Origin of the sequence: Pseudomonas sp. StFLB209 (assembly GCF_000829415.1) — a bacterium.
Lineage (GTDB): Bacteria > Pseudomonadota > Gammaproteobacteria > Pseudomonadales > Pseudomonadaceae > Aquipseudomonas.
The window spans coordinates 3345465-3369589 of sequence record NZ_AP014637.1; the positions used below are offsets into that span (position 1 = coordinate 3345465).

Here is a 24125-nt window from a genome sequence, read left to right on the forward strand (position 1 = left end):
ACAGAAACTCAGAACAACTGCACCGAAGGTTTTTCCTTGGCCAGCGGCTGAATCTGCCCGCTGTTCTCGTACCAGCCGCCACCGAGCGCCTTGTACAGATTGACCTCACTGGTCAGCTGCGACAGACGATCAGTAATCAGCGTCTGCTGGGCACTGAACAACGAACGTTGTGAGTCCAGGAACGTCAGGTTGCTGTCGATCCCGATCCGGTAGCGACGTTCTGCGAGACGATAGTAGTCCTGACTGGCAGCCACGTAGTCACGCTGTGCCTGTAACTGCTCGTCATAGGTCTTGCGTGCTGCCAGGCCATCGGACACTTCCTGGAACGCCGTCTGGATCGCCTTCTCATAGTTGGCAACGTTGATCTCTTTCTGGATTTTCGAGTAATCCAGGCTGGCCCGCAGGTTGCCAGCGTTGAAGATCGGCAGGTTGATACTCGGCTGGAACAACCAGGTACCCGAACCACCCTTGAACAGCCCCGACAGATCAGGGCTGATTGATCCGGCATTGGCGGTCAGGCTGATGCTTGGGAAGAACGCTGCACGGGCTGCACCGATATTGGCGTTGGCCGCCTTGAGGTTATGCTCGGCCTGGAGAATATCCGGGCGGCGTTGCAGCAGATCCGATGGCAGGCCGGCCGGCATTTCGCTGAGCAGGTCGGCACTCAATGGCTGGGCTTCAGGCAGGTTGGCCGGCAGGCCGGTGCCCAACAGCAGGGTCAGGTTATTCTGATCCTGGGCAACCAGACGCTGATACTGGGCCAGCCGTGCCTTGGCGCTTTCCACCGACGTACGCGCCTGGCTCAGGTCCAGCGCCGAGGCCACACCCACTTCGTTGCTACGGCTGGTCAGACGCAGGCTTTCCTCATAGGTCTTGAGGGTGTCCTGGGTCAGCTTGAGCAGTTCCTTGTCGGCCTGCCAGGTCAGGTAAGCGTTGGCAACGCTGGCGACCAGGCTGATCTGGGTCGAGCGTCGCGCTTCTTCGCTGGCGAAGTAGGTCTGCAAGGCCTGTTCACTGAGGCTGCGCACCCGACCAAACAGGTCCAGCTCATAGGCGCTGACGCCCAGGGTGGCCGAATAGCTGCTGGTGATGCTCGACTGGCCGGTGCTGGACATGTCGGCCGGCATGCGCTGGCGACTGCCGCTGCCGGTGGCCGAGACCGCCGGGAACAGGTCAGAACGCTGAATGCGGTACTGCGCGCGATAAGCATCGATGTTCAACGCCGCGACGCGCAGGTCGCGGTTGTTTTCCAGCGAGGTCTGGATCAGTTGCTGCAACGCAGGGTCGCGGAAGAACTGCCGCCAGCCTTGTTCGGCTGCTGCCATGTTGGCCGCTTCGGCCGGCCCATAAGCCGGACCTTGCGGGTATTGCGCGGCCACCGGAGCGGCCGGCTGCTGATATTCGGGAATCAGCGAGCAGCCGCCGAGAATGAACGCGGTGACTGCCAGAGAGATCAGGGACTTGCTCATTGGCCAGCCTCATGCTGTGGAATGTTTTTCTGTTTGCTCTTGAACAGCCCCGAAATCGAGACAAAGAACAGCGGCACCCAGAAGATCGCCAAAACGACGGCGGTAATCATACCGCCAATTACGCCAGTACCAATCGAATGCTGGCTACCCGAGCCTGCGCCGCTGGCAATGACCAGTGGTACAACACCCAGAATAAACGCCATCGAAGTCATGATGATCGGGCGCAAACGCATCCGGCAGGCTTCGATTGTAGCCTCTACCAGGCCTTTGCCCTGTTCGTGCAGTTCCTTGGCGAACTCGACGATCAGAATGGCGTTCTTCGCTGCCAGACCCACTGTCACCAATAGCCCGACCTGGAAGAACACGTCATTGGACAAGCCGCGCAAGCTGGTTGCCATCAGTGCACCGATAACCCCCAGCGGTACGACCAGCATGACTGCAATCGGGATCGACCAGCTCTCATACAGGGCCGCCAGGCAGAGGAATACGACCAGCAGCGACAGGGCGTAGAGGGCCGGCGCCTGAGAGCCGGACAAGCGTTCTTCGTACGACAGGCCGGTCCAGGAGATACCGATGCCCGCAGGCAGATCCTTGGCCAGCCGCTCGATCTCGGCCATGGCCTGGCCGGTACTGTAGCCCGGTGCCGGAGTACCCAGTACTTCCTCGGCAGGTACACCGTTGTAACGCGACAGTTTTGGCGAACCAAACACCCACTCGCCGCTGCTGAACGCCGAGAACGGCACCATTTGCCCGGAGCCATTACGCACGTACCACTTGTTCAGGTCTTCAGGGGTCATGCGCGCATCGGCATTACCCTGCAGGTAAACCTTCTTGACCCGGCCACGATCAATGAAGTCGTTTACGTAGCTACTACCGAAAGCAATCGACAGGGTGCTGTTAATGTCCGCCAGGCTGATGCCCAAGGCGCGGGCGCGCTCGTCATCAATGCTGAGCTGATATTGCGGCTCATCGTTCAGGCCGTTGGGGCGTACACCCGCGAGGATCTTGCTTTGCGCTGCTGCCCCGAGCAACTGATTGCGTGCCTGCATGAGTTTGTCATGGCCGACACCGCCCTGGTCCTGCAGGTAGACGTCGAAACCGGTGGCGTTACCCAGTTCCAGTACCGAAGGCGGGACCACTGCGAACACCATTGCATCGCGCAGGGTAAAGAAGTAGCCCTGTGCACGCTTGGCCAGCTCGAACACGCTGTTGTGCGCGCCTTCGCGCTCACCCCACGGTTTAAGCAATACGAAGGCGATACCCGAGTTCTGGCCCCGGCCTGCAAAGTTGAAGCCGTTGACGGTAAACACCGACTGTACCGAATCGGATTCCTTGCTCAGCAAGTGCTCACGCATGGTGTCCATGACCTGCTGGGTGCGCTCGGCAGTGGAACCGGCCGGGGTCTGCACCTGCACGAACATCACGCCCTGGTCTTCCTCTGGCAGGAACGCGGCCGGGATGCGGTTGAACATCCAGACCATGCCGACGCAGATCAGTACGTAGCCCAGGTAGGCTGGCCACTTGTGCTTGAGCATCCCGGCCACGCCGCGCTCGTAACCGTGAACGCCACGGTCGAAGGTGCGGTTGAACCAGCCGAAAAACCCGCGTTTCTCCAGATCGTGGGAGTGGTCGATAGGTTTGAGCATGGTGGCGCACAGCGCCGGGGTGAAGATCAGTGCCACGATCACCGACAGGGCCATGGCCGAGACGATGGTGATCGAGAACTGCTTATAGATGACCCCGGTAGAACCACCGAAGAACGCCATGGGCAGCAGTACTGCCGACAGCACCAGGGCAATACCTACCAGCGCGCCCTGAATCTGCTCCATGGAGCGGATCGTCGCATCGCGTGGTGAGAGTTTATCTTCGATCATCACCCGTTCGACGTTTTCCACCACAACGATGGCATCGTCCACCAGCAAGCCGATGGCCAGTACCATACCGAACATGGTCAGGGTGTTGATGGTGAAGCCGAATGCCGCGAGGATACCGAAGGTGCCCAGCAGTACCACCGGCACAGTCAGGGTGGTAATCACCGTGGCGCGGAAGTTCTGCAGGAACAGGTACATCACCAGAAAGACCAGAACCACGGCTTCGAGCAGGGTGTGGACTACGCCGGAGATCGACTCGCTGACCACCGGGGTGGTGTCATACGGGAATACGACCTTCATGCCCGGCGGAAAGAACGGCTCCAGCGAGCTCACGGTCGCACGAATCGCTTTGGCCGTATCCAGGGCGTTGGCACCCGGTGCCAGTTTGATCGCCAGACCAGAAGCCGGTTTACCGTTGAACTGCGAGTCGACGCTATAGTTCTGTGCACCCAGGCCCACGGTCGCGACATCTTTCAAGCGTACTTGAGAGCCGTCGGTGTTGACCTTGAGCAGGATGTTTTCAAATTGCTCGGCAGTCTGCAGCCGGGTCTTGCCAATAATGGTCGCGTTGAGTTGCTGGCCCTGAACGGCTGGCAGGCCGCCCAACTGGCCGGAAGCAACCTGGACGTTCTGGGCACTGACCGCAGTCCTGACATCATCCGGGGTCAACTGAAAGTTGTTCAGCTTGGCCGGGTCGAGCCAGATCCGCATCGCATACTGGGCACCGAATACCTGGAAGTCGCCTACCCCTGAGGTCCGCGAAATAGGGTCCTGCATGTTGGAGACGATGTAGTTGGCCAGGTCTTCCTTGGTCAGGCTGCCGTCTTCAGATACCAGACCGATCACCATCAGGAAGTTTTTCACGGCCTTGGTAACGCGAATACCCTGTTGCTGCACTTCCTGCGGCAACAGAGGCGTGGCCAGGTTCAGCTTGTTCTGCACCTGAACCTGGGCGGTGTCAGGGTTGGTGCCTTGTTCGAAGGTCACGGTAATGGTCATGCTGCCGTCGGAGGTACTTTCCGAACTCACATAACGCAGGTTGTCGATGCCGTTGAGCTGCTGCTCAATGACCTGAACCACCGTATCCTGGACCGTCTGCGCCGAGGCACCCGGATAGGTGACCTGAATGGCGATGGCTGGCGGGGCGATGCTCGGGTACTGGTTGATCGGCAGCTTGAGAATCGACAGGCCGCCCACCAGCATGATCACCAAGGCGATCACCCAGGCAAAAATAGGGCGATCAATAAAGAATTTCGACATGGGTTACTCCCCTTGGCTGCCAGCGGCTTTGTCAGTGGCCGCAGCAGGTGCCGGGTTGGCGCCTTTGACGTTGGTCGCTTCGGATACTTTGACTTCGGCACCAGGCTTGACGTACTGCAGGCCCTCGGTGATTACCCGGTCACCTTCGCTCAGGCCTTTTTCGATCAGCCACTTGTCGCCCACGGTGCGGTTGGCCACCAGGGTGCGCAGCTCGACCTTGTTGTCCTTATTGACGACCAGTGCGGTCGGCGTGCCTTTCTGGTCGCGGGTCACGCCCTGCTGCGGCGCGAGAATGGCCTTGGCGTTAGTGCCCGCCTGTAACTGGGCGTGAACGAACATGCCTGGCAGCAGACGATGCTCAGGGTTTGGGAACACGGCACGCAGGGTGACCGAACCGGTGCCCTGGTCGACCGAAACCTCGGAAAACTCAAGCGTGCCTTCCTGCGGGTAGGCGCTGTTGTCTTCCAGGGTCAGCTTGACCTTGGCGGCATTGCTGCCGACTTTCTGCAACTTGCCGCTTTCCAGATCCGAACGCAGCTTGAGCATTTCGGCGGAGGACTGCACTACATCCACATAAATCGGGTCGAGCTGCTGGATGGTCGCCATGGCTTCGGTTTGCGCATTGCTGACCAGCGCACCTTCAGTCACCGAAGAGCGACCGATACGCCCGGAGATCGGCGCCAGGACCTTGGTGTAGCGCAGGTTGATCTCGGCGGTTTGCAGCGACGCCTGGGCTTCGCGGCTGGTGGCCACGGCCTGGTCGTATTCCTGGCGGCTGACGGCTTGCTCGTTGACCAGCAATTTGTAGCGGTCGGCCAGCGATTTGGCCGATTGCAGGGTGGCACGGGCGCTGTTGGCCGTGGCCTCGTACATGGCCGGATCAATCTGATAAAGCTGCTGGCCAGCCTTGACGTCGCCGCCCTCGGTGAACAGACGCTTGAGAATGATGCCGTTGACCTGTGGGCGTACTTCGGCCACCCGGAACGCGGTGGTGCGGCCTGGCAGCTCGGTGGTCAGGGTGTAGGGCTGTGCTTTGAGGGTAACAACGCCGACCTGAGGAGTCTGAGCGGGCGGGGCCGCTTCTTCCTTCTTGCTACAACCGCTGAGCAGTGTTGCCAGGGCGACGGCAGTGACCAGAACGGGAACAGCTGGCTTGAATTGCATGAAGATCCTCGGGGGCCGAAAGCCTTGATTGCTCAAGAAAGTAAAGGTGTAAAAAAATTTTGCAGCTAGATACGTAGCATGCTAATAAATATACTTACATTCACGGCTGTTTGTAAACAACCTGCCACTACGCTTCATGAAGCTGTAATCGCGATCGGGACAAGGCGTAACAAAGGCCGCCCGAGCACATCTCCAGGCCACGTGCAGCAAGGGCTGGAGCATTTTTAGAGGTTTTATGCCATGGTTCGTCGTACCAAAGAGGAAGCCCAAGTTACTCGCGCCCAGATTCTCGAGGCCGCCGAACAGGCGTTCTATGAGCGCGGCGTAGCGCGTACCACCCTGGCCGATATCGCCACCCTGGCCGGTGTGACGCGCGGTGCCATCTACTGGCATTTCACCAACAAGGCCGAACTGGTACAGGCCATGCTCGACAGCTTGCACGAGCCTCTTGAAGAAATGTCCCAGGCCAGTCTGAGCGAGGACGAGACCGACCCGTTGGGTTGCATGAAAAAGCTGCTGATTCATTTGTTTCGCCAAGTTTCCAGAGACCCTAAAACCCGGCGCATCAATGAGATCCTTTTCCATAAGTGCGAGTTCACCGATGAAATGTGCGACTTCCGCCGTCAGCGACGTGATAACGCTTTGTGGTGTAACGAACGTATCGGTCTTTCATTAAGCAATGCCGTGCGCAAGGGTCAGCTCCCGGCGGAACTGGACATCGACAAAGCCGCCATCGGCCTGCATGCCTTTGTCGATGGCATCCTTGCCCAGTGGTTACTGATACCTGAAGGTTTCTCGCTGGACCAGCAGGCTGAGCAATGGGTCGATGTGTGTATGGACATGCTGCGCTTCAGCCCCGCGTTGCGTATTGCTACGGTAGCCCCGGCAGTATTATCGGCCGGTTAACGGTTATAGCCGCTGTTGGCCAGCCTGTCATGGCAGATAGATGTCATTCGCGGCCACGCAGCATCTGATTGGGCATGGCCAGTGCGGCGGCCAGGCCCAGCAGGGCGATTGCCGCACTGACCATCAGCAACTGCCGGAAGGTCACCGCCAGCTCGGCCCGCAAAGCTTCAAGGGCCGGCCCGCTACTGGCGTTAAGGCTGTCGAGCAGGGCATTACCCGACTGTCCCTCGCCACCCAGGCTGCCAGCCCCCATATGTCCGATCCCGGTATCCTGCAGCATGGCCAGCAGCAGTGCCGACATCAATGCCACGCCCAGCGCCCCGCCCAACGAGCGGAACAGGTTGCTGGTGCTGGTCGCCACCCCGATATCCTTGGCCTGCACGGCGTTCTGGCTACCCACCAGCGAGGTGGGGAACTGCATGCCGGTGGCGATGCCGGTCAGGATCATGAACAGGCTGGTCAGCAGTACATCCTGCGGTGCACTGAAGGCCATGCCCATGATCGTCAGTGGCATCAGCAAGGCGCCACTGACAATCAGCGGTTTGTAGCGGCCGCTCAAGGAGGTATGACGCCCGGCACAGTAGGCGCCCAACGGCATGCCCATGGCCAGCGGCAGCAAATGCAGCGCTGCGCTGTCGGCGCCTGAACCGGTCAGCGTCTGATAGCGCAGCGGCATCAGGACGCTGAGGGAGATCGACTGGAAACTGGCAAAAAATACGGTGATCCAGCACAGCACTGCGCTGCGGCTGGCGAACAGATGCATCGGCAGCACCGGCTCGATGGCTTTGCGTTCGTAAGCAATGAACAGCGCCAGGCTCAGCAAGGCTATGCCGAGCAACCACTGCACCGGGCGGTCGTTCAACGCATGGCCCTGGCCGATCTGGGTGATGCCCAGTAACAGCGCGCTGAGGCCGATGATCATCAACATGCTGCCCAGATAATCGATCACCGGTTTGCGCTGCGGTGTTGGCAGACCCCTGAGGGTGCGCCGGGCGACCAGCCAGGCGGCGATGCCCAGCGGCAGGTTGATGAGAAACACCCAGCGCCACGACAGATACTCAGTCATCAGCCCGCCCAATACCGGGCCTGCGACGCTGGCCAAGGCGTACATACTGCTGAAATAACCCTGATAACGGCCGCGTTCACGAGGCGGGATTATGTCACCGATGATTGCCTGACTGACCGATACCATGCCGCCGGCGCCTATACCTTGCAGCACCCGGGCCAGAACCAGTTGTTCCATATTTTGCGCCAGTGCGCAAAACAACGAGGCGAGGGTGAACAGCGCAAGGCCGGTAAGCATCAGGCGCCTGCGCCCATAGAGGTCGCCCAGCTTGCCGTAGATCGGCACGGCTACGGTCATGGCCACCAGATAACCCGAGATCACCCAGGCCAGTAGCTCGACATCGTGCAATTGGCTGGAAATGGCAGGCAACGAAACGGCAACGATGGTTTGATCCAGCGCACTGAGAAAGATCGCCAGCATCAGGGCGAACAGAATGCTGCGAATTCCCGGCGTGGTTGCGGGTGTCGATGGGCTAGGGCAGGTCACGGCAAAACCTGAAGGCTGTTGTGCCCGCAGTCTATTGCGTTAGCTTGCTAATCGATAGCCCTGCGAAGTAATGCGTAGGTCGTCATCGCAATACCACGAGGGAAGCATTTGCCGGGGCGCAGTGGCCGAACATACAGACCACGCTATGTGGCGACAGGCGCGCCAGTTCAATGCGGTAGGCGCCTGCTGCGTAGAGCGCGACTACGGCGACAAGACCCAGTGCAGCCAGGCATTTTCTTGTTGTGACTCTCATAAGGCACCCCTTGGACCAACCGTGGAGTAGAGGAAGAGTTACTTAGAGTCTAGGCCATGCTGGCAAACCTGCTGGCACCGCAGGTTAGAATTGCAGCCCGATTTTCAGGACAGGCAAAAGATCCATGGCACGCAAGGTTTTCGAGTATTACGAAGCGGTCACCGCGATGATCCCGACCCAGGGCGGCTATCAGGCCGCAATCGCTGTCAAATCGCTGGAGGGCGGCGGTGCGCCACGTTTTCATGCGGTGTTGCCGGGTCAGCTGTTCAAGACTGCTGATGACGCTGACCAGGCTGCCAGCGACGAGCTGGAGCGCTTGCTCGACGTGGACGCTGACGCCGACCTGGTGTGGCGTCAGGTTTCCTGAGTCCGGGCTCAGACCACCGGGCGGTGCATCTTGAACAACGCTTCAGGGCCCAGTTGGAAGTAGTCCGCCGGTCCACCGCCTCGCAGAATCGGCTCGGCGGCAGCCGTGTCATAAATACCGTCCTTGAGTAGCCAGGTGGCGATATGGACGGCCACCACCTCGCCGAGAATCAGCCAACTGGGCACCGGTTCCTGATCTGCACGTTTGAGCTGGATGATTTGTGTCACCTTGCATTCGAATGACACCGGCGTCTCTTTGACTCTGGGCGTCGAGATCACCTGTGAAGGCAGGGGCGTCAGGCCGGCGAGACGAAATTCGTCGACCTCGGCCGGTACTGCCGCGCAGCTCTGGTTCATGGCCTCGGCCAGCGAGCGTGTGGCCAGATTCCAGACGAACTCACCGGTCTGCTCGATGTTGTTCAGGCTGTCTTTGCGGCCCACGCTGCTGAAGCCGATGATCGGCGGAGTGTAGTTGAAGGCATTGAAGAAGCTGTATGGCGCCAGGTTCAGAACCCCCTGGGCATCCTGAGAAGAAATCCAGCCGATGGGCCGAGGGCCGACGATGGCGTTGAACGGGTCGTGCGGCAGGCCATGGCCTTTAGCGGGTTCGTAAGAGTAAATCGCGTCTGACATGGCGGGTTTCCTTGCTGCCGGAGGACTGGTAAAGCCTATGGATTATCGCCTCACAGAGCCTGTCGAGGACAGGGACCGTGTTGGTATAAGCGTGGCCGATACTGCAGTACCGCAGAGTTTCATCAGTTCAGTCCTCGTGAAAGCCCGAAGCCAAAAAAATGCCAGTCAGGGGGGCTGACTGGCATACAAGGAGCATCAAGGGAGGAGGATGAAGCGATGAAGCAAATCAGATCAGGCGGTTAGCACCGACACGGTCAGCGCCATCGGCGGCCAGGCGGTTGGCGCCTACGTGGTCGGCACCGTCGGAGGTCAGGCGATTGGCACCTACGTGGTCGGCACCGTCGGAGGTGAGGCGGTTGGCGCCTACGTGGTCGGCACCGTCAGCAGCCAGACCTTGATCGGCGCTGCTATTGGTGTCCAGAACCGGCTGGCGGTTAGGGCCAACGTTGTCCGAGCCATCGGCTGCGATGTAGTCAGCGCTCAGAGGTTGTTGAACGGCATCAGTCACCGGCAGGGCGAAAGCGCTGGTAGCCATTACGGAGAAAGCGATGCTGGCAAACAGAGTGGTCTTTTTCATGATGGTAGCTCCAATTCGGGAAGTCGGTTCGGGTTCAGTTGTGTTCCCGGTATGGAGGCCATGTTACGTGTCCAAGGATTATTAAGAAGTTAATAGGGTTGTTAGCGATCATTGCTGAAAATGATAGTTGGCCTCGATGCCCGGTTTTCGGGCCTTGTACAAGAAATCGAACGCTTGACGTGCATTTTTCGGGATATCTCACGGGAAAGCACCTTGACAAATCAAGAAGCACTATTAAATCAAGGCCTGCGGGTTCAGCGCCGGCTCGTGCAGTGGCTGCTCGCTGAACGAAAAAGGGGCAGCCCACGCTGGTGGACTGCCCCCTGATATCACTGTGACGCTAGATCAGTCGGTCTCGATCCGCGAGTGCTTACGGGTGTCCTTCATAAAGATGTACACCAGCAGCGAGCAGGAAATACACGCCGTGACGTACCAGTAGTAGCCGCTTTCCATACCGATGCTCTTGAACCACAGGGCGATGAATTCGGCAGTGCCGCCAAACAGCGAGACGGTCAGGGCGTAAGGCAGGCCGACACCCAGGGCACGGATTTCGGCAGGGAACAGCTCAGCCTTGACCACGGCATTGATCGAGGTATAGCCACTGACGATGATCAGTGCGCCCATGATCAGGAAGAACGCGCCCCACCAGGTCTGGATGGTCTGCAGAGTGGTGAGGATGGGTACGGTGCACAGAGTCCCCAGTACGCCGAAGGCGATCAGGATTGGACGGCGGCCGATCTTGTCGGACAGCGCGCCGACCAGCGGCTGCAGACACATGAACAGGAACAGCGTCGCGGCCGAGATCATGGTCGAGTCGCTTTTGCTCATGCCTACGGTGTTGGCCAGGTACTTCTGCATGTAGGTGGTGTAGGTGTAGAACGCCAGGGTGCCGCCCATGGTCAGGCCGACCACGGTCGCCAGCTCTTTGGGATGACGCATCAGGGTGCGCATCAGGCTTTCCTTGGGTTCCTGTTTCTTCGCCTTGGTGAACGACTCGGTTTCTTCCATGCCGCGACGCAGGTACAGAGCTACCACCGCACACAGGGCACCGATGATGAACGGAATACGCCAGCCCCAGGAGTACAGCTGTTCCTCGGTCAGCGTCTGTTGCAGAACGATCAATACAGCCAGGGCGATGAGCTGGCCGGAAATCAGGGTCACATACTGGAAGCTGGAGAAGAATCCGCGACGCTCCTTGGTCGCCATCTCGCTGAGGTAGGTGGCCGAGGTGCCGTACTCGCCCCCGACCGACAGGCCTTGAAGCAGACGGGCGATGATCAACAGGATCGGCGCACCGATGCCGATGGTTTCATAACTTGGGGTCAGGGCAATGACCAGTGAGCCGAAGCACATCAGGATGACCGAGGCCATCAGTGCGGCCTTGCGGCCTTTGCGGTCAGCGTAGAGGCCCATCAGCCAACCGCCGATCGGGCGCATCAGGAAGCCTACGGCGAAGATCGCGGCGGTGTTGAGCAACTGTGCGGTCGTGTCGCCAGCAGGGAAAAAAGCCTTGGCAAAATACAGCGAAAAGGCCGCATAGACATACCAGTCGTACCATTCGACCATGTTGCCTACTGAACCACTGAAAATCGACTTCAGGCGCGAGGAGGTGGTTTTTTCGGAGGCAGAGGTGCCAGCCGACTCTGAGAGGGAGTTGGGGAGGGCCATAGTGATCCTTGTCCGGTCATTGTTTTTAGAAAGCCGTCGTGCAGCCTTATGACCCTTTTGCAGAACCTGTGCCACATAGAGAAAGCCCGGAATAGAGCCGTTATGGCAGTCCGGATAAGCAAGAATCCGCTTATTGACCGGCCAGCCATAAGCGGATTCTTGCTTATAAAAGCCTCAGCGACGGTGACGCTGCACGCAGCTATGCAGTCGTGCGCTGAGCTCTTCAACCCGGTAGGGCTTTGGCAACAAGTCAAAGCGCTCAGCCTGCTCATGGCTGACGTCGACAAACTCGGTGCTGTAACCGGTGGTGAGGATTACCGGCAGGTCTGGCCATTGGCGATGGATCTGTGCGCAGAGTTCGAGGCCGCTCATGCCGGGCATGGCGATATCGGAAAACACCACATGGAAATGTTCCGGGCGATTCTTCAGCTCCTGCAAGGCTTCACGGGCGCCAGGCACCCATAAGACTTTGAAGCCGGACTGTTCGAGCATGGCCGAAGTGTAGGTGCCGATCTCCGGGTTGTCCTCGACCATCAGCACCTGCAAACCACTTTCGCCAGCCGTGACGGTGGCCGGTTGGCGTGGGCGAGGCTGCGGGGCCTGGCGGGCACTGGGCAGGTAAAGCGTGAAGCGACTGCCATGGCCCAGCTCGCTGTCGACCACCACTTCGCCGCCAGACTGCTTGGCGAAGCCGAACACCTGTGACAGGCCAAGACCGGTGCCTTGGCCGGCGGCCTTGGTGGTGTAGAAGGGCTCGAAGATCAGGCTGAGTTGATCTGCAGCAATCCCGGCACCGGTGTCGGTCAGCGTGATGGTCACGTAATCGCCTTCGGCCAGGTCGGGTAATGGCGAGTCAGTCCGTGCATGCAGCCGTTCGACCTGAATCGTCAGTTGGCCCACGCCGGCCATGGCGTCGCGGGCATTGACCACCATGTTGACCAGCGCTGTGTCGAACTGGCTCTGATCGGCATAGATATAACAAGGTTCGGCGGGCAGCTCGATAGACACCTGAATGCGTGAACCGGTCAGGGTGTCCATCATTTCGCCAATGCGCGACACACATTCGTTGATGTCGAAGACTTCCGGCTGCAGCGCTTGACGGCGGGCGAAAGCCAGTAACTGGCCGGTCAGCCGGGCGGCGCGATCCACGGTACTGGAAATGGCCTGGACATACTTGACCCGCTTGGCTGGCGAAAGCTGCGACGATTTCAACAGGTCGGTACAGGACTTGATAATGGTCAGCAGATTGTTGAAGTCATGGGCCACGCCACCGGTCAACTGGCCGATGGCTTCGAGCTTCTGAGCCTGGCGCAAGGCTTCCTCGGAGATGCGCAAGGCCTCGCCTGCTTCTTCCTGATTCTGGATATCCCGGCCCACGGCATGGATGAATTGCTGGTCGGGTACGGCTGTCCAGGCAATGGTGCGATAAGCGCCATCGGCGCGCCGGTAGCGGTTCTTGAAGTCGGAAATGCTCTGCCCGCTCATGAGCTGAGCCATAGCCTCACGGGTGCCGGGCTGATCCTCAGGGTGCACAAGCGTCATAAAGTCGCTGCCCAGCAGTTGCTCTGGACTCCAGTTCAGCGCCGTATTCCAGGCAGGGTTGAGCGCATGGATGGTGCCGTCAAAGCGCGCGACCAGCATCAGGTCGGTAGACAGGCGCCAGATCCTGTCGTGCTCACGGGTGCGCTCTTGCACTTGCTGCTCAAGGGATTCATTAAGGGTGCGCAGCGCTTCTTCAGCTTCATACAAGGGCGTCATGTCACGTGAGACGCTGAGGATTTTTTCTGGCTTGCCGTCTCTGCCAAACACCGGGCTGACTTGTACGTGCCACCACTTCTCGCTGCCGCCCATGGTGCGGGCCAATCCACTGAAGCTGGAACTCTGGCCATTGCGCGCGGTGCTGATTGCCCGATGCACATCTGCCTGGCCCTGACCTTCCCAGAAATCCGGCCATGGGCAACCGCGGATGGCATTGAAGTCGCTGACCTCCATCAACCGCTGGCCACCTTCGTTCATGTAGCTCAGCCGTCCATCGAGGTCCATGAGTTTGATGCAATCATTGAGGCTGGCCAGCACCCTCTGCGAGAAGGCCAACTCTTCCTGCAGGCGAGTCTGGGCCTGGCGTTGTGCCGTTACGTCATGCACCACACAGAAGGCGCCGAGAACCTGGCCATCATCATCGGCAATTGGCGAGCAGGACAGTGACCAGCAACCGGGTACGGGGGAGTGGATCTGCAGCAATTCGCAACGGCTGGCCTGGCCAGTCAGGCTCTGGGCAATGAGCGGTTCGAGGTTGCCCCACGGCAGTTGGGGCAGCGCTGCGGCGGGATGACCCAGGGCCTGTTGCGCGGTCAGGCCCAGCAGCGCGCAGCCAGCATCATTGGCCAGCAGCAGATGCTGTGCGCCCCAGAACAGCAGCATCGGTTGTGGCGAGCAGAGGATCAGGTTCAGGCTGGCGGGCAAGGCAGGCGGCCAGTGTTCCTTTGGCCCCAGCGTACTGGCGCTCCAGTCATGTTCGCGGATAAAACGTCCGGCAGATGCATTCGCCATGGAGCTATTCAGGGAGGTGGTCACGGCAGGCACAGTCTCGAATCCAGCGCTATTGGCAGCAAGGCATTATCAGGTAACGGATAGTGGCATTATGCTTTGTCATTGGCTGTTGCCGCGACTGAAGGTGCCTTAAAGAAACATATCGCGCACCAGCCCATGCCTCTGCATCTTCTCGTTCAGAGTACGCCGCGGCAGTTGTAGTTCATTGAGCACCGCCTTGATGTCGCCTTTATGCCGGCTCAAGGCAGCACGCAGGCACTGGGCCTCAAAGGCCTCCTGCTGGTCGGCAAGCGATTGTGCTACCGCTTCGCTTGGTTGTGGATTGAGCCCCAGCGTTTCGCGCTCGGCGGCGTTGGCCAGTTCGCGGACATTGCCTGGCCAGTCGTGGCTGAGCAGGTTACCAAGCTGCTGGCCGCTGAGTTGCGGTGCCGGGCGGCTCAGCCGTTCGGCTGCGCTCTGGGCGAAATGATTGAACAACAGGGCGATGTCTTCGCGGCGTTCACGCAAGGGCGGCAGGCGCAGCTCGGCGACGTTCAGGCGATAGGCCAGGTCCTCGCGAAAACGTCCGGCCCGTGCCTCTTCAAGCAAGTCTGGCTTGGTTGCGGCGATGATCCGCACATCCACGGCAATGTTCTGGTTCGAGCCCAGACGTTGCAGTTGTCGGTCTTGCAGAACCCGCAGCAACTTGGCTTGTTGCGCCAGCGGCATGCTTTCGATCTCATCGAGAAACAGCGTACCGCCATGGGCATATTCGAGGCGGCCTATGCGTTTACCCTGGGCGCCGGTAAATGCACCGCTTTCGTGGCCGAACAGTTCGGCCTCGAACAGGTGCTCCGGAATGGCAGCGCAGTTCAGAGCGACGAATGGTTGAGCTGCCCGCGAGCCAAAGTCGTGCAGGCAGCGGGCGACCAGTTCCTTGCCGCTGCCTGTTTCGCCACGGATCAGCACATTGACCGGCATGTCGGCCAGTTCCAGCACTTGGCGGCGCAACGTCTGCAGCCCTGGCGAAACGCCCAGCAGCGTGGCTTCAAGCTGAGCCCGGGCGTCGGCCTGTCCGTGCAGGCGGCGATTTTCGAGGACCAGTTGGCGTTTTTCCAACGCGCGGCGCAGGGTGTCGAGCAAGGCCTGAGGGCTGAAGGGCTTTTCCAGAAAATCGTAGGCGCCGTTACGCATGGCTTCCACCGCCATGGGGACATCACCGTGGCCAGTGAGCAGAATCACTGGCAAGTCCTTGTCTATCGCGCGCAGGCGTGACAACAACTCAAGGCCGTCCATGCCGGGCATGCGCACATCGCTGAGCACCACACCTGGAAAGTGTTCCGGTAACTGGGCCAGGCATTCTTCGCCGCGTGGGTGCAGGCGCACTTCAAATCCTGAAAGCGTCAACCAGGGCTCGATGGCCTGGCGAATCGCGGCTTCATCATCCACGACAATCACTGAGTTGAGACTCATGGCTCCGACTCCAGAAAGTCATTGGGCAGGCTGAAACTGAACATGGCACCGCCAGCGACATTGCGCGCGCTCAGCTGCCCGCCCAGGCTGTGAATAATGGCGTAAGACACCGCCAGACCCAGACCCAGGCCGTCACCGACAGGCTTGGTCGTGAAAAACGGATCGAACAGGCTGGACAGGTGCGCGCTGTCGATCCCGGTCCCGGTGTCGGTCACACTCAGTTGCCATTGCTCACCGACCGCTTCGATCTTTACTTCCAGGCGCTTGCGTGGCCGCTCGCGCATGGCATCGAGCGCGTTGCGTAGCAGGTTGATCAACACTTGCTCGAGGCGAATGGCATCGCCGCGTACCCAGGCCGGTCGAGCCAGATGCAGGACGCATTCGATCTGTTCTTCGCGCAGGCGGGTGTCGAGCAGCAGCAGTGCCTGATCGACCACATGGGCCAGGTCCAGGCGTTCGCGTAGCCCGTCCGGGCTTTTGCGGGCAAAGGTTTTCAAGTGCCCGGTCAAGGCGGCCATACGGGTCAGTTGCTGATCGAGCAGCGCCAGCGCCTGATTGGCATCCTCGATACGACCCTGGTCAAGCAGCAGGCGCAACGTTGCCAGTTGCATGCGCTGGGCGGTCAGCGGCTGGTTGATTTCGTGGGCCAACGCCGCCGACATCTGCCCCAGTGCGGCGAGCTTGGTCGATTGCACAAGACCTTCCTGGGCCGTGCGCAGGTCACGGGTACGCTCTTGCACCAGCTGCTCCAGTTCATCGCGGCTACGCTCACGCAGGCGTGCCATGCGCCAGCGCTGGGAGAGGAACAGGCACAGGAACACCAGCGTCAGCCACAGCCCGGCGGCGGCCAGTGCGGCATTGCGCACATCTTCATTGGCGGCTTCAGGCTTGCGCAGCAGGTGCAGGGTCCAGTTTTCATCCGGCAGGCTCATGGACTGCCAGAGATAATCGGCCGTACCTGATGGTGCTTCGACCCGGCTCAGGTGGCTATTGGGGCCGAAGCGCTGCAACACGCGGCTGCGCAGTGGCGACAAGGGTTTTTTGTCGTACTGACGGGTGCTGAGCAATTCGGCGCGGTCTTCGACAGAAATCGGCAGCAGCTCGCGGTAGCGCCATTCAGGCTGGTTGGCCAGAAACGCAATGCCTTTGGTGTCGCTGACCATCAACAGGTCAGTGGTATTGAGTGCCCATTCGCGTTCCAGACTCGGGAACTCCAGCTTGACCACCATGGCGCCAATGAATTCGCCGTGGTCGTCGAGCACCGCGTTGGACAGGAAGTAACCCGGAATGCCGGTGGTCACACCAACGGCATAGAAACGGCCCACGCCTTTGGCGCGGGCTTGTGAAAAGTACGGACGAAAGCCGTAGTTGTTGCCGACGTAGCTCTGTGGCGTGCGCCAGTTACTGGCGCCCACTGCAACGCCATGGCGGTCCATCAGTTCAAGTGTCGATGAGTGGGCGGCGCCGTTGATGCTTTCCAGCTTGCGGTTGAGTTCGGCTTGCGCCTGCTCGCTGAGCGGACCACTGACGGCTGCCCGGATCTCGCTGTCCAGCGCCAGTACCGCCGGCAGGGCGCGATAGCGCTCGATCAGCGTGTGCAGGGTATTGGCGTACAACGACAGTTGCAGGTTGGCGCGGCGGGCCTCTTCGCTCAAAACATGCTGCTGCGCCTGGTGCATTGCCAGCCCCGCGCACAGCACCGCGCCGCTGACGATGATCAGAACATAGGTGAGCAGGCGCAGGGTACGCTGGGTAGAGGTCATGGACGGACTGCCTTGGCAAGGAACACTGGCAGCCAGGCCGCCAGTGTTTCGTCAAACGTCTTACAGCAGGGTGAAGCTGGCCTCTTTGATGTCGGCCGAATCCAGGCCGATCATCACTTTGAATTCACCGGCTTCGGCAGCGTACTTGAGTTTCTGGTCGTAGAACTTCAGGTCGTTTTCGCTCAACGTGAAGGTCACGACTTTTTCTTCGCCCGGCTCCAGGCTGACTTTCTCGAACCCCTTGAGCGCCTTGACCGGCTGGCTGACCGAAGCGGCGACGTCATGCAGGTACAGTTGCACGACGGTGGCGCCGGCGACCTTGCCGGTGTTTTTCAGGGTCACACTGGCAGTCAGCTTGTCCTGACGCTTGAGCCTGGCGGTGGACAACTTGACGTCAGACAGCTCAAAGCGGGTGTAGCTCAAACCGTAGCCGAACGGGAACAGCGGGCCCTGGGTCTGCTCCTCGAAGTACTGCGAGGTGTAGTTGCCCGGGTGGCCCGGCGTGTACGGACGGCCGGTGTTCAGGTGCGCGTAATACATCGGTAATTGACCCACCGAACGCGGGAAGGTCATCGGCAGTTTACCGGATGGGTTGTAGTCACCGAACAGCACATCGGCAATCGCGTTGCCGCCTTCGGTGCCGGAGAACCAGGTCTCCAGCATCGCGTCAGCCTGCTGCAGCTCTTCACCCAGCGCCAGCGGGCGGCCGTTCATCAACACCAGCACCAGCGGCTTGCCGGTTGCCTTGAGCGCCTTGATCAGGTCGCGTTGCTTGCCAGGGATGTACAGCGTGCTGCGGCTGGCTGACTCATGGGACATGCCGCGTGATTCACCGACTACCGCGACAATCACATCGGACTGCTCGGCGACCTTGACCGCTTCGTCGATCATTTCCTGGGCCGGACGCGGGTCGACTTCGATTTCTTTTTCGATGAAGTTCAGGTAATCGAGAACATACTCTTTGTCACTGACGTTGGCGCCACGTGCGTAAACCAGCTTGGCCTTGTCACCCACAGCGTTGCTCAGGCCTTCGTAGATCGTGACCGACTGGTGGGGGCGACCGGCCGCCGACCAACTGCCGAGCATGTCGAGTTTGCTTTGCGCCAGGCTGCCGATCACGGCAATGGTGCCCTGCTTTTTGAGTGGCAGCGTGTCGTTCTGGTTCTTCAGCAGAACCATGGTCTTGCGCGCCACATCGCGGGCTTCGGCGCGGTGCAGGCGGTCGTCCGAGTAGGTATCGGCAGGGTCGTCGGCGGCGTTGCCAATGCGCCGGTACGGGTCAGCGAACAGTCCCATGTCGTACTTGGCACCCAGCACTTCACGCACTGCGTTGTCGATTTCCGTGATCGAGACTTCGCCGTCCTTGACCAGGCCTGGCAAGTGCTCGCCGTAGGCTTCATCGTTCATGCTCAGGTCGACACCGGCCTTGATCGCCAGCTTGGCCGCTTCACGCTCGTCCTTGGCCACACCGTGCTTGATCAGCTCGCCGATTGCGCCATGGTCGCTGATGGTCACGCCCTTGAAGCCCCAGTCCTTGCGCAGCAGGTCTTGCATCAACCACAGGTTGGCGCTGGAGGGCACGCCATTGATCGAGTTAAGGGCAACCATCACGCCACCGGCCCCGGCATCGAGACCGGCACGATACGGCGGCAGGTAGTCCTGGTACATGCGCGTCGGGCTCATGTCCACGGTGTTGTAGTCGCGGCCGCCTTCAACGGCACCATACAGAGCGAAGTGCTTGACCGCTGCCATGATGCTGGTCTTTTCAGCCGGGTCCTTGCTCTGGAATGAGCGGACCATCACCTCGGAAATTTTCGACACCAGGTGGGTATCTTCACCAAAGCCTTCAGAGCTGCGGCCCCAGCGCGCGTCGCGGGATATATCGACCATCGGCGCAAAGGTCATGTCGATGCCGTCGGCGGCAGCTTCCTTGGCCGAAATACGCCCGCTCAGGGCGATGGCGTCCATGTCCCAGCTGGCCGCCATACCCAGGCTGATCGGGAAAATGGTGCGATGGCCGTGGACCACGTCGTAGGCAAAGAACATCGGAATTTTCAGCCGGCTCTTGGCCACTGCCGCTTCCTGCAGCGGGCGGTTTTCCGCGCGGGTGATGGAGTTGAACGTGCTGCCAATGCGGCCGGCGGCAATTTCCTTGAGAATCTTCGGTTGCGGCATCTCTTTGCTGATGCTGATCAGCCGCAGTTGACCGATTTTTTCATCCAGGGTCATTTGCTTCATCAGGTCATTGATGAAAGCATTCTTGGCTTGCAAAGGTGTTTGCTGCGAAGCTCTGGCCGGTGTAGCTGCCAGCGCCGTTTGACTGGTCAGAGCGACCGCCAGACCTATTAGGCACAACTTGTTCATGAATGATTTCTCAAGGCTTTTGCCGACAACTTGCATTGAATACCAGGCTTGCAGGTGGGGAATCTGAACCTTTGGCGTTATTGTCCGGACAGAGTGCAGGGTAGTCGTTGGGCTAATTGTTGCATCATGCTTCGCATAGACAACGGTTTTTGCCTGATACTCCGTGGTAGGCGCCAGATTATGCCGGGGAACTTGCCGTTTGGCTAAGGCACGTCGTTTCATGAAACGTAAAAACTACAAGAGGAGACCCGCCAGGATGCATCCAGAGGGTGACGCAAGTACCTCGAAGCTGTGCTGCAAAGCGGCAAGCGGCCCTGCACTGGTATACGATGTCCGGCTATGCGGGTCGTGTGTGCGGGTGAAGCCTTGAAGTTTGTGCTGGGATGGGTGCTGTGGTGCTGCATATGCAGCCAGGTGGTACGGGCCGATGAGCCCGCTTTGTTGTTTCCGCCGCTGACCGGTCGGGTGGTGGATGCTGCGCAGTTGCTTGACATGCCGACCACCGCACGGTTGTCGCAGATGTTCCAGGAGCATGAACAGGCGACCGGCGAACAGATCGTGGTGGTCACCCTGGTTGATCTGCAAGGCGCGACCATCGAAGAGTATGGTGTGCGCCTGGCCAAGACCTGGTCGATCGGCCAGAAGGGTAAACACAATGGTGTCCTGCTGATCGTCTCGCGGGACAACCGCAAGGTCCGCATCGAGGCCGGCAGTGGCCTGCGCGATCAGCTCAGTGATGCCCAGTCGGCGCTGATCATCAACATGCTGGTGACTCCCCAGTTCCGTGAGGGCAATTTTGCCACTGGCATCGAGCTAGGCTCGCAGGCCATCGTTACGGCATTGGGCGGGCATGTGCCGGATGGGCCTGAACCTGGTTCCGAAAATCTTTATCCAGGACAGCCTGCCAGCACCTTATGGCCGGCATTGCTGGTACTGGCAGCGCTGGTGCTGATGATGTCGACCTGCGCCATGACCAATCTGGGCCGGCGCATGCGTTTGAAAGGTAGCAGTGCGGCAACCCGGCATGATGACGATCAGGGGTTTGGCGGCGGTGGTGCCTCCGGCAACTGGTGAGTGTGACTCTGAAAGAGGGATACATGGCTTTACTCAGTGAGGATGAACAGCGGCAGGTCGCCGAGGCGATTGCCCGCGTTGAACAGCGCACCGATGCCGAACTGGTCACTGTGCTGGCGGCCAAGGCTGATGATTACGCTTACGTGCCATTGGTATGGGCCGGAGCCATGGCGCTGCTGGGGCCGGGTGTCTTCAACTATGTCACTGACTGGTTCAACGCCAGCCAGTTGGTGCTGGCCCAATTGGTCACATTTCTGCTGGTTGCGCTGGTGTGCCGTATTCCCCCGGTCACCAGCCGTTTGGTACCGTCCTCAGTGCGCCGCTGGCGGGCAGGCAACCTGGCCCGCCGGCAGTTTCTTGAACAGAACCTGCATACCGCGCCGGGCGGTACAGGAATTCTGCTGTTTGTATGTGAAGCCGAACGTTATGTCGAAATTCTCGTCGATCATGGCATTTCCAGTCGTCTCAACGACCAGACCTGGAAAGCCATGATCAACGTCTTTACCCAGCAGATACGCAACGGCCAGAACCTGAGTGGGTTTCTAGGCTGTATCCATGCCTGTGGCGAGCTGCTGGCCGACCATGTTCCGCGTACGCGTGCACACGCCGAGAGCGCCCGGCGCGTGGTGGTTCTGGTTTGATCGCAGGTGCCTGGCCGGCGGTTAAGACTGCCTTGTACTGGTTGCCTCACCTGCGCTTTTTAACGGCCTGTCAGAGTTCTCGTTGTATGCCGATGAGCTTGTTCAGATAAGCAATCAGCTCTTGCAGCTGTTGCTGAATCAGGCTGCTGGTGCGAGTGTCGGACAAGTAGCTGTCGCTAAACATATGCAGTGAATCAACCGCCTTGCGTGCTTCGGTTACCCAGGTTGTCTTGCCCTGGTCCAGGTCGGACAGTGCGCTCAATTGCAGCAGATCACGGCTGACCTCCTGGGCCAGTTGATTGATACGGGTCGATTCCCGGAGCAATTGATCGTAACGTGCCCGGAGTCTGTCGCGTTCTGTCGTCAGGTCCAGATAGCTCAGGCCTTTGCTGATCTCGTCCCGTAACTTCTCCAGGCGGGCGATGCCTGCATTGATTATGGCGACTTCAGCAATAGGTGTGCTGGTCAGTGCCGCCAGTTCTTCAGGGCTGGGCAACACATTCTTGAAAACGTCAGCCAGGTTGTTCTTCTCGTATGCCGTGATGGCCGCATCCAGGATTTGCTTGTCTTCCATCAGGGCGGCCATCTGTTTGCCGAGTTCGGTGATGCTTTCCTGATAGGTGTCGAGCCGGCTCTGTAGCGTCTGTTGCAGCCGCTCGCTCGCCGGTTTCAGATCGATTTGCGACAGGTCATCAATGCCTTGCAGCATGGCGCTTTCAGCCTGGCGCATGGTGTTGGCCAGTGCCAACAAGATGTGGGTACGTTGTGCCTCCACTTGCCGAAGCGCTTCCTGTTTTTGCTCGGCATGCAGGCTGGCATCAGACTCGATTTGCACGCGAAGCTGATCGGTTTGATTCAGGTTGATAGTACGTGCAGTAGACAATACCTTGTTGAGCTCTTTGCGAAACGTATAGCTCGCCTGGCTCACGGCCGCTTTAACGAACGGCAGCTTGTCTTTCATGACCGGTAGAAAATCAAGTGATAATGACTTGATCTGGTTATAGATAAGTGTCTGTGCCTCAGTCATGGCTTTTAAGTCAGGTGTTTTAAAAGTCTGCGAAACGGGAGCGAGCATGGTCATATCCTTGTACCGATAAGTGTCATTGGTTATTGAATTGTTCAAGCGCGCTGTTGAAAACAGCCAGCAACTTGTTGGTGAAGCCGTTGATGTCGTTCCAGGGGGTTACGACATTTGAGAATTTCAAGGCAAAGGTCAGCAGAGACTGGTTGTCTTCTATCGTCTCCAGTTCATTGGCAGCAGCCTGAATGTACTCAGACAACATCATCCAGATATCCCGCAGATTGACGGCACTGCGATGAGCATCGAGCATGCGGAACTGCATGTCCTCAAAGTAGATGGCAAGGCTTGCAACTGTATTGAGAAGCGGGCGCGAGACCTTCAGCTTTTCAAGGGCGGCGTCCTTCTCTTTCAACAGGCGATTTTTTGCCTTGCGGGCATCTTCGGCTTTTTTGCCAAATATACCGCCGGTGATAATCAGACCAAACGCTCCCCCTGGCGCACCGCTGAACGCCAGCGCTACATTCTTTTTGTACTCCGCTGCTTTTTCGGCGATCTGCTGGGTCAGGTCATCAATGTACCTTTCCAGTTCGGTGATTTCAGAGGCCAACCCGGACTGGTTTGCCTGATTGAATTTCTGATTGATGTCCGGAATCAGTGTCTGAGTCAACGTATTGGCGAAGACTTCAATGGAGTTGCTCAATGTGCTGGCGCTCTGGCGATGCTGCTCCACCTCGTCAGCGATGCTTTTCAGAAAGGCTGACAGCTCGTTGCGAATGCTCAGGTCCTGATCGTCGAGGGCCGACGGGTCGAGGTCATTGATGAACGCCACGCTCAGATCGGAAACCTTGAGTTTTAAACGTTGAGCGATGCTCATCTGCTCAATGCTTTCGATGATGGCGCTGCCGTTTTTGTAAAAGCTGCCCGCGAACCGGTCGATCGTGAAGGTCACGCTTTTTATGTTGTTTTCAATCGGGCTCCAGCTCAAGGCATGGTCGCGAATCTGGCGGTAGGTATGCAGTATGTCCTGAGGTTCAAGACCGGGTACGTTGCTTTTTTTAAAGCCCAAAGCGTGTTCTACACCGGTTAGCGTGACGGGCAGATTGAGGCTGTGCCGTTCATAACGCTTGATGTTGAAGATGTCTTCTTTGGTCAAGATCAGGGCCGGGCTGCGGCCTTCGAACTCTTCATCCAGCAGCGCTGTTTTTATATAGATGATCGGGATATCCGAGGGGGTGGCCTGGGTGTCATCGGATATCAGTGTTTTCAGCATCATGTGCACGTTCCTTGTGTTGATAAATGAAGTTGCTCCGTTGCTGATCTCGTTGCTGATCAACAATGTGGGTGAGGCTGTTTTATAAGTAACACGGGTGTTTGATGGGCGGCAATCATGGCGCTGTGTATAAACTGAGTGGCGTGTTTACTATTTGTTATATGTGTAACTTTTTAAATGGTCGCCATTGTGTTGCTGAAACTTCCGACAAAATAATGTCCCGTTTCCCGCCTTAAATGCTTAAACTGCGCACTGATTTTCAAGGTCCCGA

17 protein-coding genes are annotated in these 24125 nt (G+C 58.9%); 4 read left to right on the top strand and 13 right to left on the bottom strand.

Features of this window, described 5'->3' with window-relative positions; translation table 11 throughout:
• Positions 1 to 8: 8 nt before the first annotated feature.
• From adeC to PSCI_RS14920, 3 genes are read right to left on the bottom strand one after another with little or no spacing between them, the layout of a single operon-like run.
• On the bottom strand, positions 9 to 1469 hold the full coding sequence (gene adeC / locus PSCI_RS14910; RefSeq protein WP_045488224.1) for an AdeC/AdeK/OprM family multidrug efflux complex outer membrane factor: 1461 nt from the start codon (positions 1467 to 1469) through the stop codon (positions 9 to 11).
• Positions 1466 to 4600: an efflux RND transporter permease subunit gene (locus PSCI_RS14915; RefSeq protein WP_045488226.1), complete on the bottom strand. Its 3135-nt coding sequence runs from the start codon at positions 4598 to 4600 to the stop codon at positions 1466 to 1468. Before PSCI_RS14915 ends, adeC begins: the two co-directional genes overlap by 4 nt.
• Positions 4601 to 4603: 3 nt before the next feature.
• Complete coding sequence (locus tag PSCI_RS14920; protein ID WP_045488228.1) at positions 4604 to 5764, bottom strand: efflux RND transporter periplasmic adaptor subunit; 1161 nt, start codon at positions 5762 to 5764, stop codon at positions 4604 to 4606.
• A 240-nt stretch (positions 5765 to 6004) separates the two neighbouring features.
• Here PSCI_RS14920 and PSCI_RS14925 point away from each other — a divergent pair, with 240 nt between their 5' ends.
• The gene (locus tag PSCI_RS14925) at positions 6005 to 6670 is read left to right on the top strand and encodes a TetR family transcriptional regulator (RefSeq protein WP_045488231.1); all 666 of its coding nucleotides are present in this window, start codon (positions 6005 to 6007) and stop codon (positions 6668 to 6670) included.
• Between the two features lie 43 nt (positions 6671 to 6713).
• Here the strand turns inward: PSCI_RS14925 and PSCI_RS14930 are convergent, their stop codons facing one another.
• The gene (locus PSCI_RS14930) at positions 6714 to 8222 is read right to left on the bottom strand and encodes an MDR family MFS transporter (RefSeq protein WP_331711506.1); all 1509 of its coding nucleotides are present in this window, start codon (positions 8220 to 8222) and stop codon (positions 6714 to 6716) included.
• 377 nt (positions 8223 to 8599) lie between these two features.
• Between PSCI_RS14930 and PSCI_RS14935 the strand changes: the two genes are divergently transcribed.
• Complete coding sequence (locus PSCI_RS14935; protein ID WP_045488234.1) at positions 8600 to 8842, top strand: hypothetical protein; 243 nt, start codon at positions 8600 to 8602, stop codon at positions 8840 to 8842.
• An 8-nt stretch (positions 8843 to 8850) separates the two neighbouring features.
• Here the strand turns inward: PSCI_RS14935 and PSCI_RS14940 are convergent, their stop codons facing one another.
• The 7 genes from PSCI_RS14940 to bglX form a co-directional block, all read right to left on the bottom strand.
• Entirely contained in the window at positions 8851 to 9474 is a 624-nt protein-coding gene (locus PSCI_RS14940; protein ID WP_045488237.1) for a flavin reductase family protein, read from the bottom strand.
• 226 nt (positions 9475 to 9700) lie between these two features.
• A complete protein-coding gene (locus PSCI_RS14945; RefSeq protein ID WP_045488240.1) occupies positions 9701 to 10051 on the bottom strand; it encodes a hypothetical protein in 351 nt (116 codons plus the stop codon).
• 345 nt (positions 10052 to 10396) lie between these two features.
• Complete coding sequence (locus tag PSCI_RS14950; protein ID WP_045488242.1) at positions 10397 to 11719, bottom strand: MFS transporter; 1323 nt, start codon at positions 11717 to 11719, stop codon at positions 10397 to 10399.
• A gap of 174 nt (positions 11720 to 11893) precedes the next feature.
• Positions 11894 to 14269 carry a hybrid sensor histidine kinase/response regulator gene (locus PSCI_RS14955; RefSeq protein WP_045488245.1) on the bottom strand — a complete coding sequence of 792 codons (2376 nt, stop codon included), beginning with the start codon at positions 14267 to 14269 and terminating at the stop codon, positions 11894 to 11896.
• 129 nt (positions 14270 to 14398) lie between these two features.
• Positions 14399 to 15721, bottom strand: coding sequence for a sigma-54-dependent transcriptional regulator (locus PSCI_RS14960; RefSeq protein ID WP_045488248.1), 1323 nt, complete (start codon positions 15719 to 15721; stop codon positions 14399 to 14401).
• Positions 15718 to 17484, bottom strand: a complete 1767-nt coding sequence (locus PSCI_RS14965) for an ATP-binding protein (RefSeq protein WP_045488251.1) — start codon at positions 17482 to 17484, stop codon at positions 15718 to 15720. Before PSCI_RS14965 ends, PSCI_RS14960 begins: the two co-directional genes overlap by 4 nt.
• 60 nt (positions 17485 to 17544) lie before the next feature.
• The gene (gene bglX / locus PSCI_RS14970) at positions 17545 to 19848 is read right to left on the bottom strand and encodes a beta-glucosidase BglX (RefSeq protein ID WP_045488254.1); all 2304 of its coding nucleotides are present in this window, start codon (positions 19846 to 19848) and stop codon (positions 17545 to 17547) included.
• 339 nt (positions 19849 to 20187) lie between these two features.
• Between bglX and PSCI_RS14975 the strand changes: the two genes are divergently transcribed.
• Positions 20188 to 20922 (top strand): TPM domain-containing protein, encoded by a 735-nt coding sequence (locus PSCI_RS14975; RefSeq protein ID WP_084709978.1) that lies wholly within the window; start codon positions 20188 to 20190, stop codon positions 20920 to 20922.
• A 23-nt stretch (positions 20923 to 20945) separates the two neighbouring features.
• Complete coding sequence (locus tag PSCI_RS14980; RefSeq protein ID WP_045488257.1) at positions 20946 to 21563, top strand: TPM domain-containing protein; 618 nt, start codon at positions 20946 to 20948, stop codon at positions 21561 to 21563.
• Between the two features lie 70 nt (positions 21564 to 21633).
• Here the strand turns inward: PSCI_RS14980 and PSCI_RS14985 are convergent, their stop codons facing one another.
• Positions 21634 to 22638, bottom strand: a complete 1005-nt coding sequence (locus PSCI_RS14985; protein WP_144403253.1) for an alpha-xenorhabdolysin family binary toxin subunit B — start codon at positions 22636 to 22638, stop codon at positions 21634 to 21636.
• 25 nt (positions 22639 to 22663) lie between these two features.
• Positions 22664 to 23857 (bottom strand): alpha-xenorhabdolysin family binary toxin subunit A, encoded by a 1194-nt coding sequence (locus tag PSCI_RS14990; protein WP_084709980.1) that lies wholly within the window; start codon positions 23855 to 23857, stop codon positions 22664 to 22666.
• Positions 23858 to 24125 lie beyond the last annotated feature (268 nt).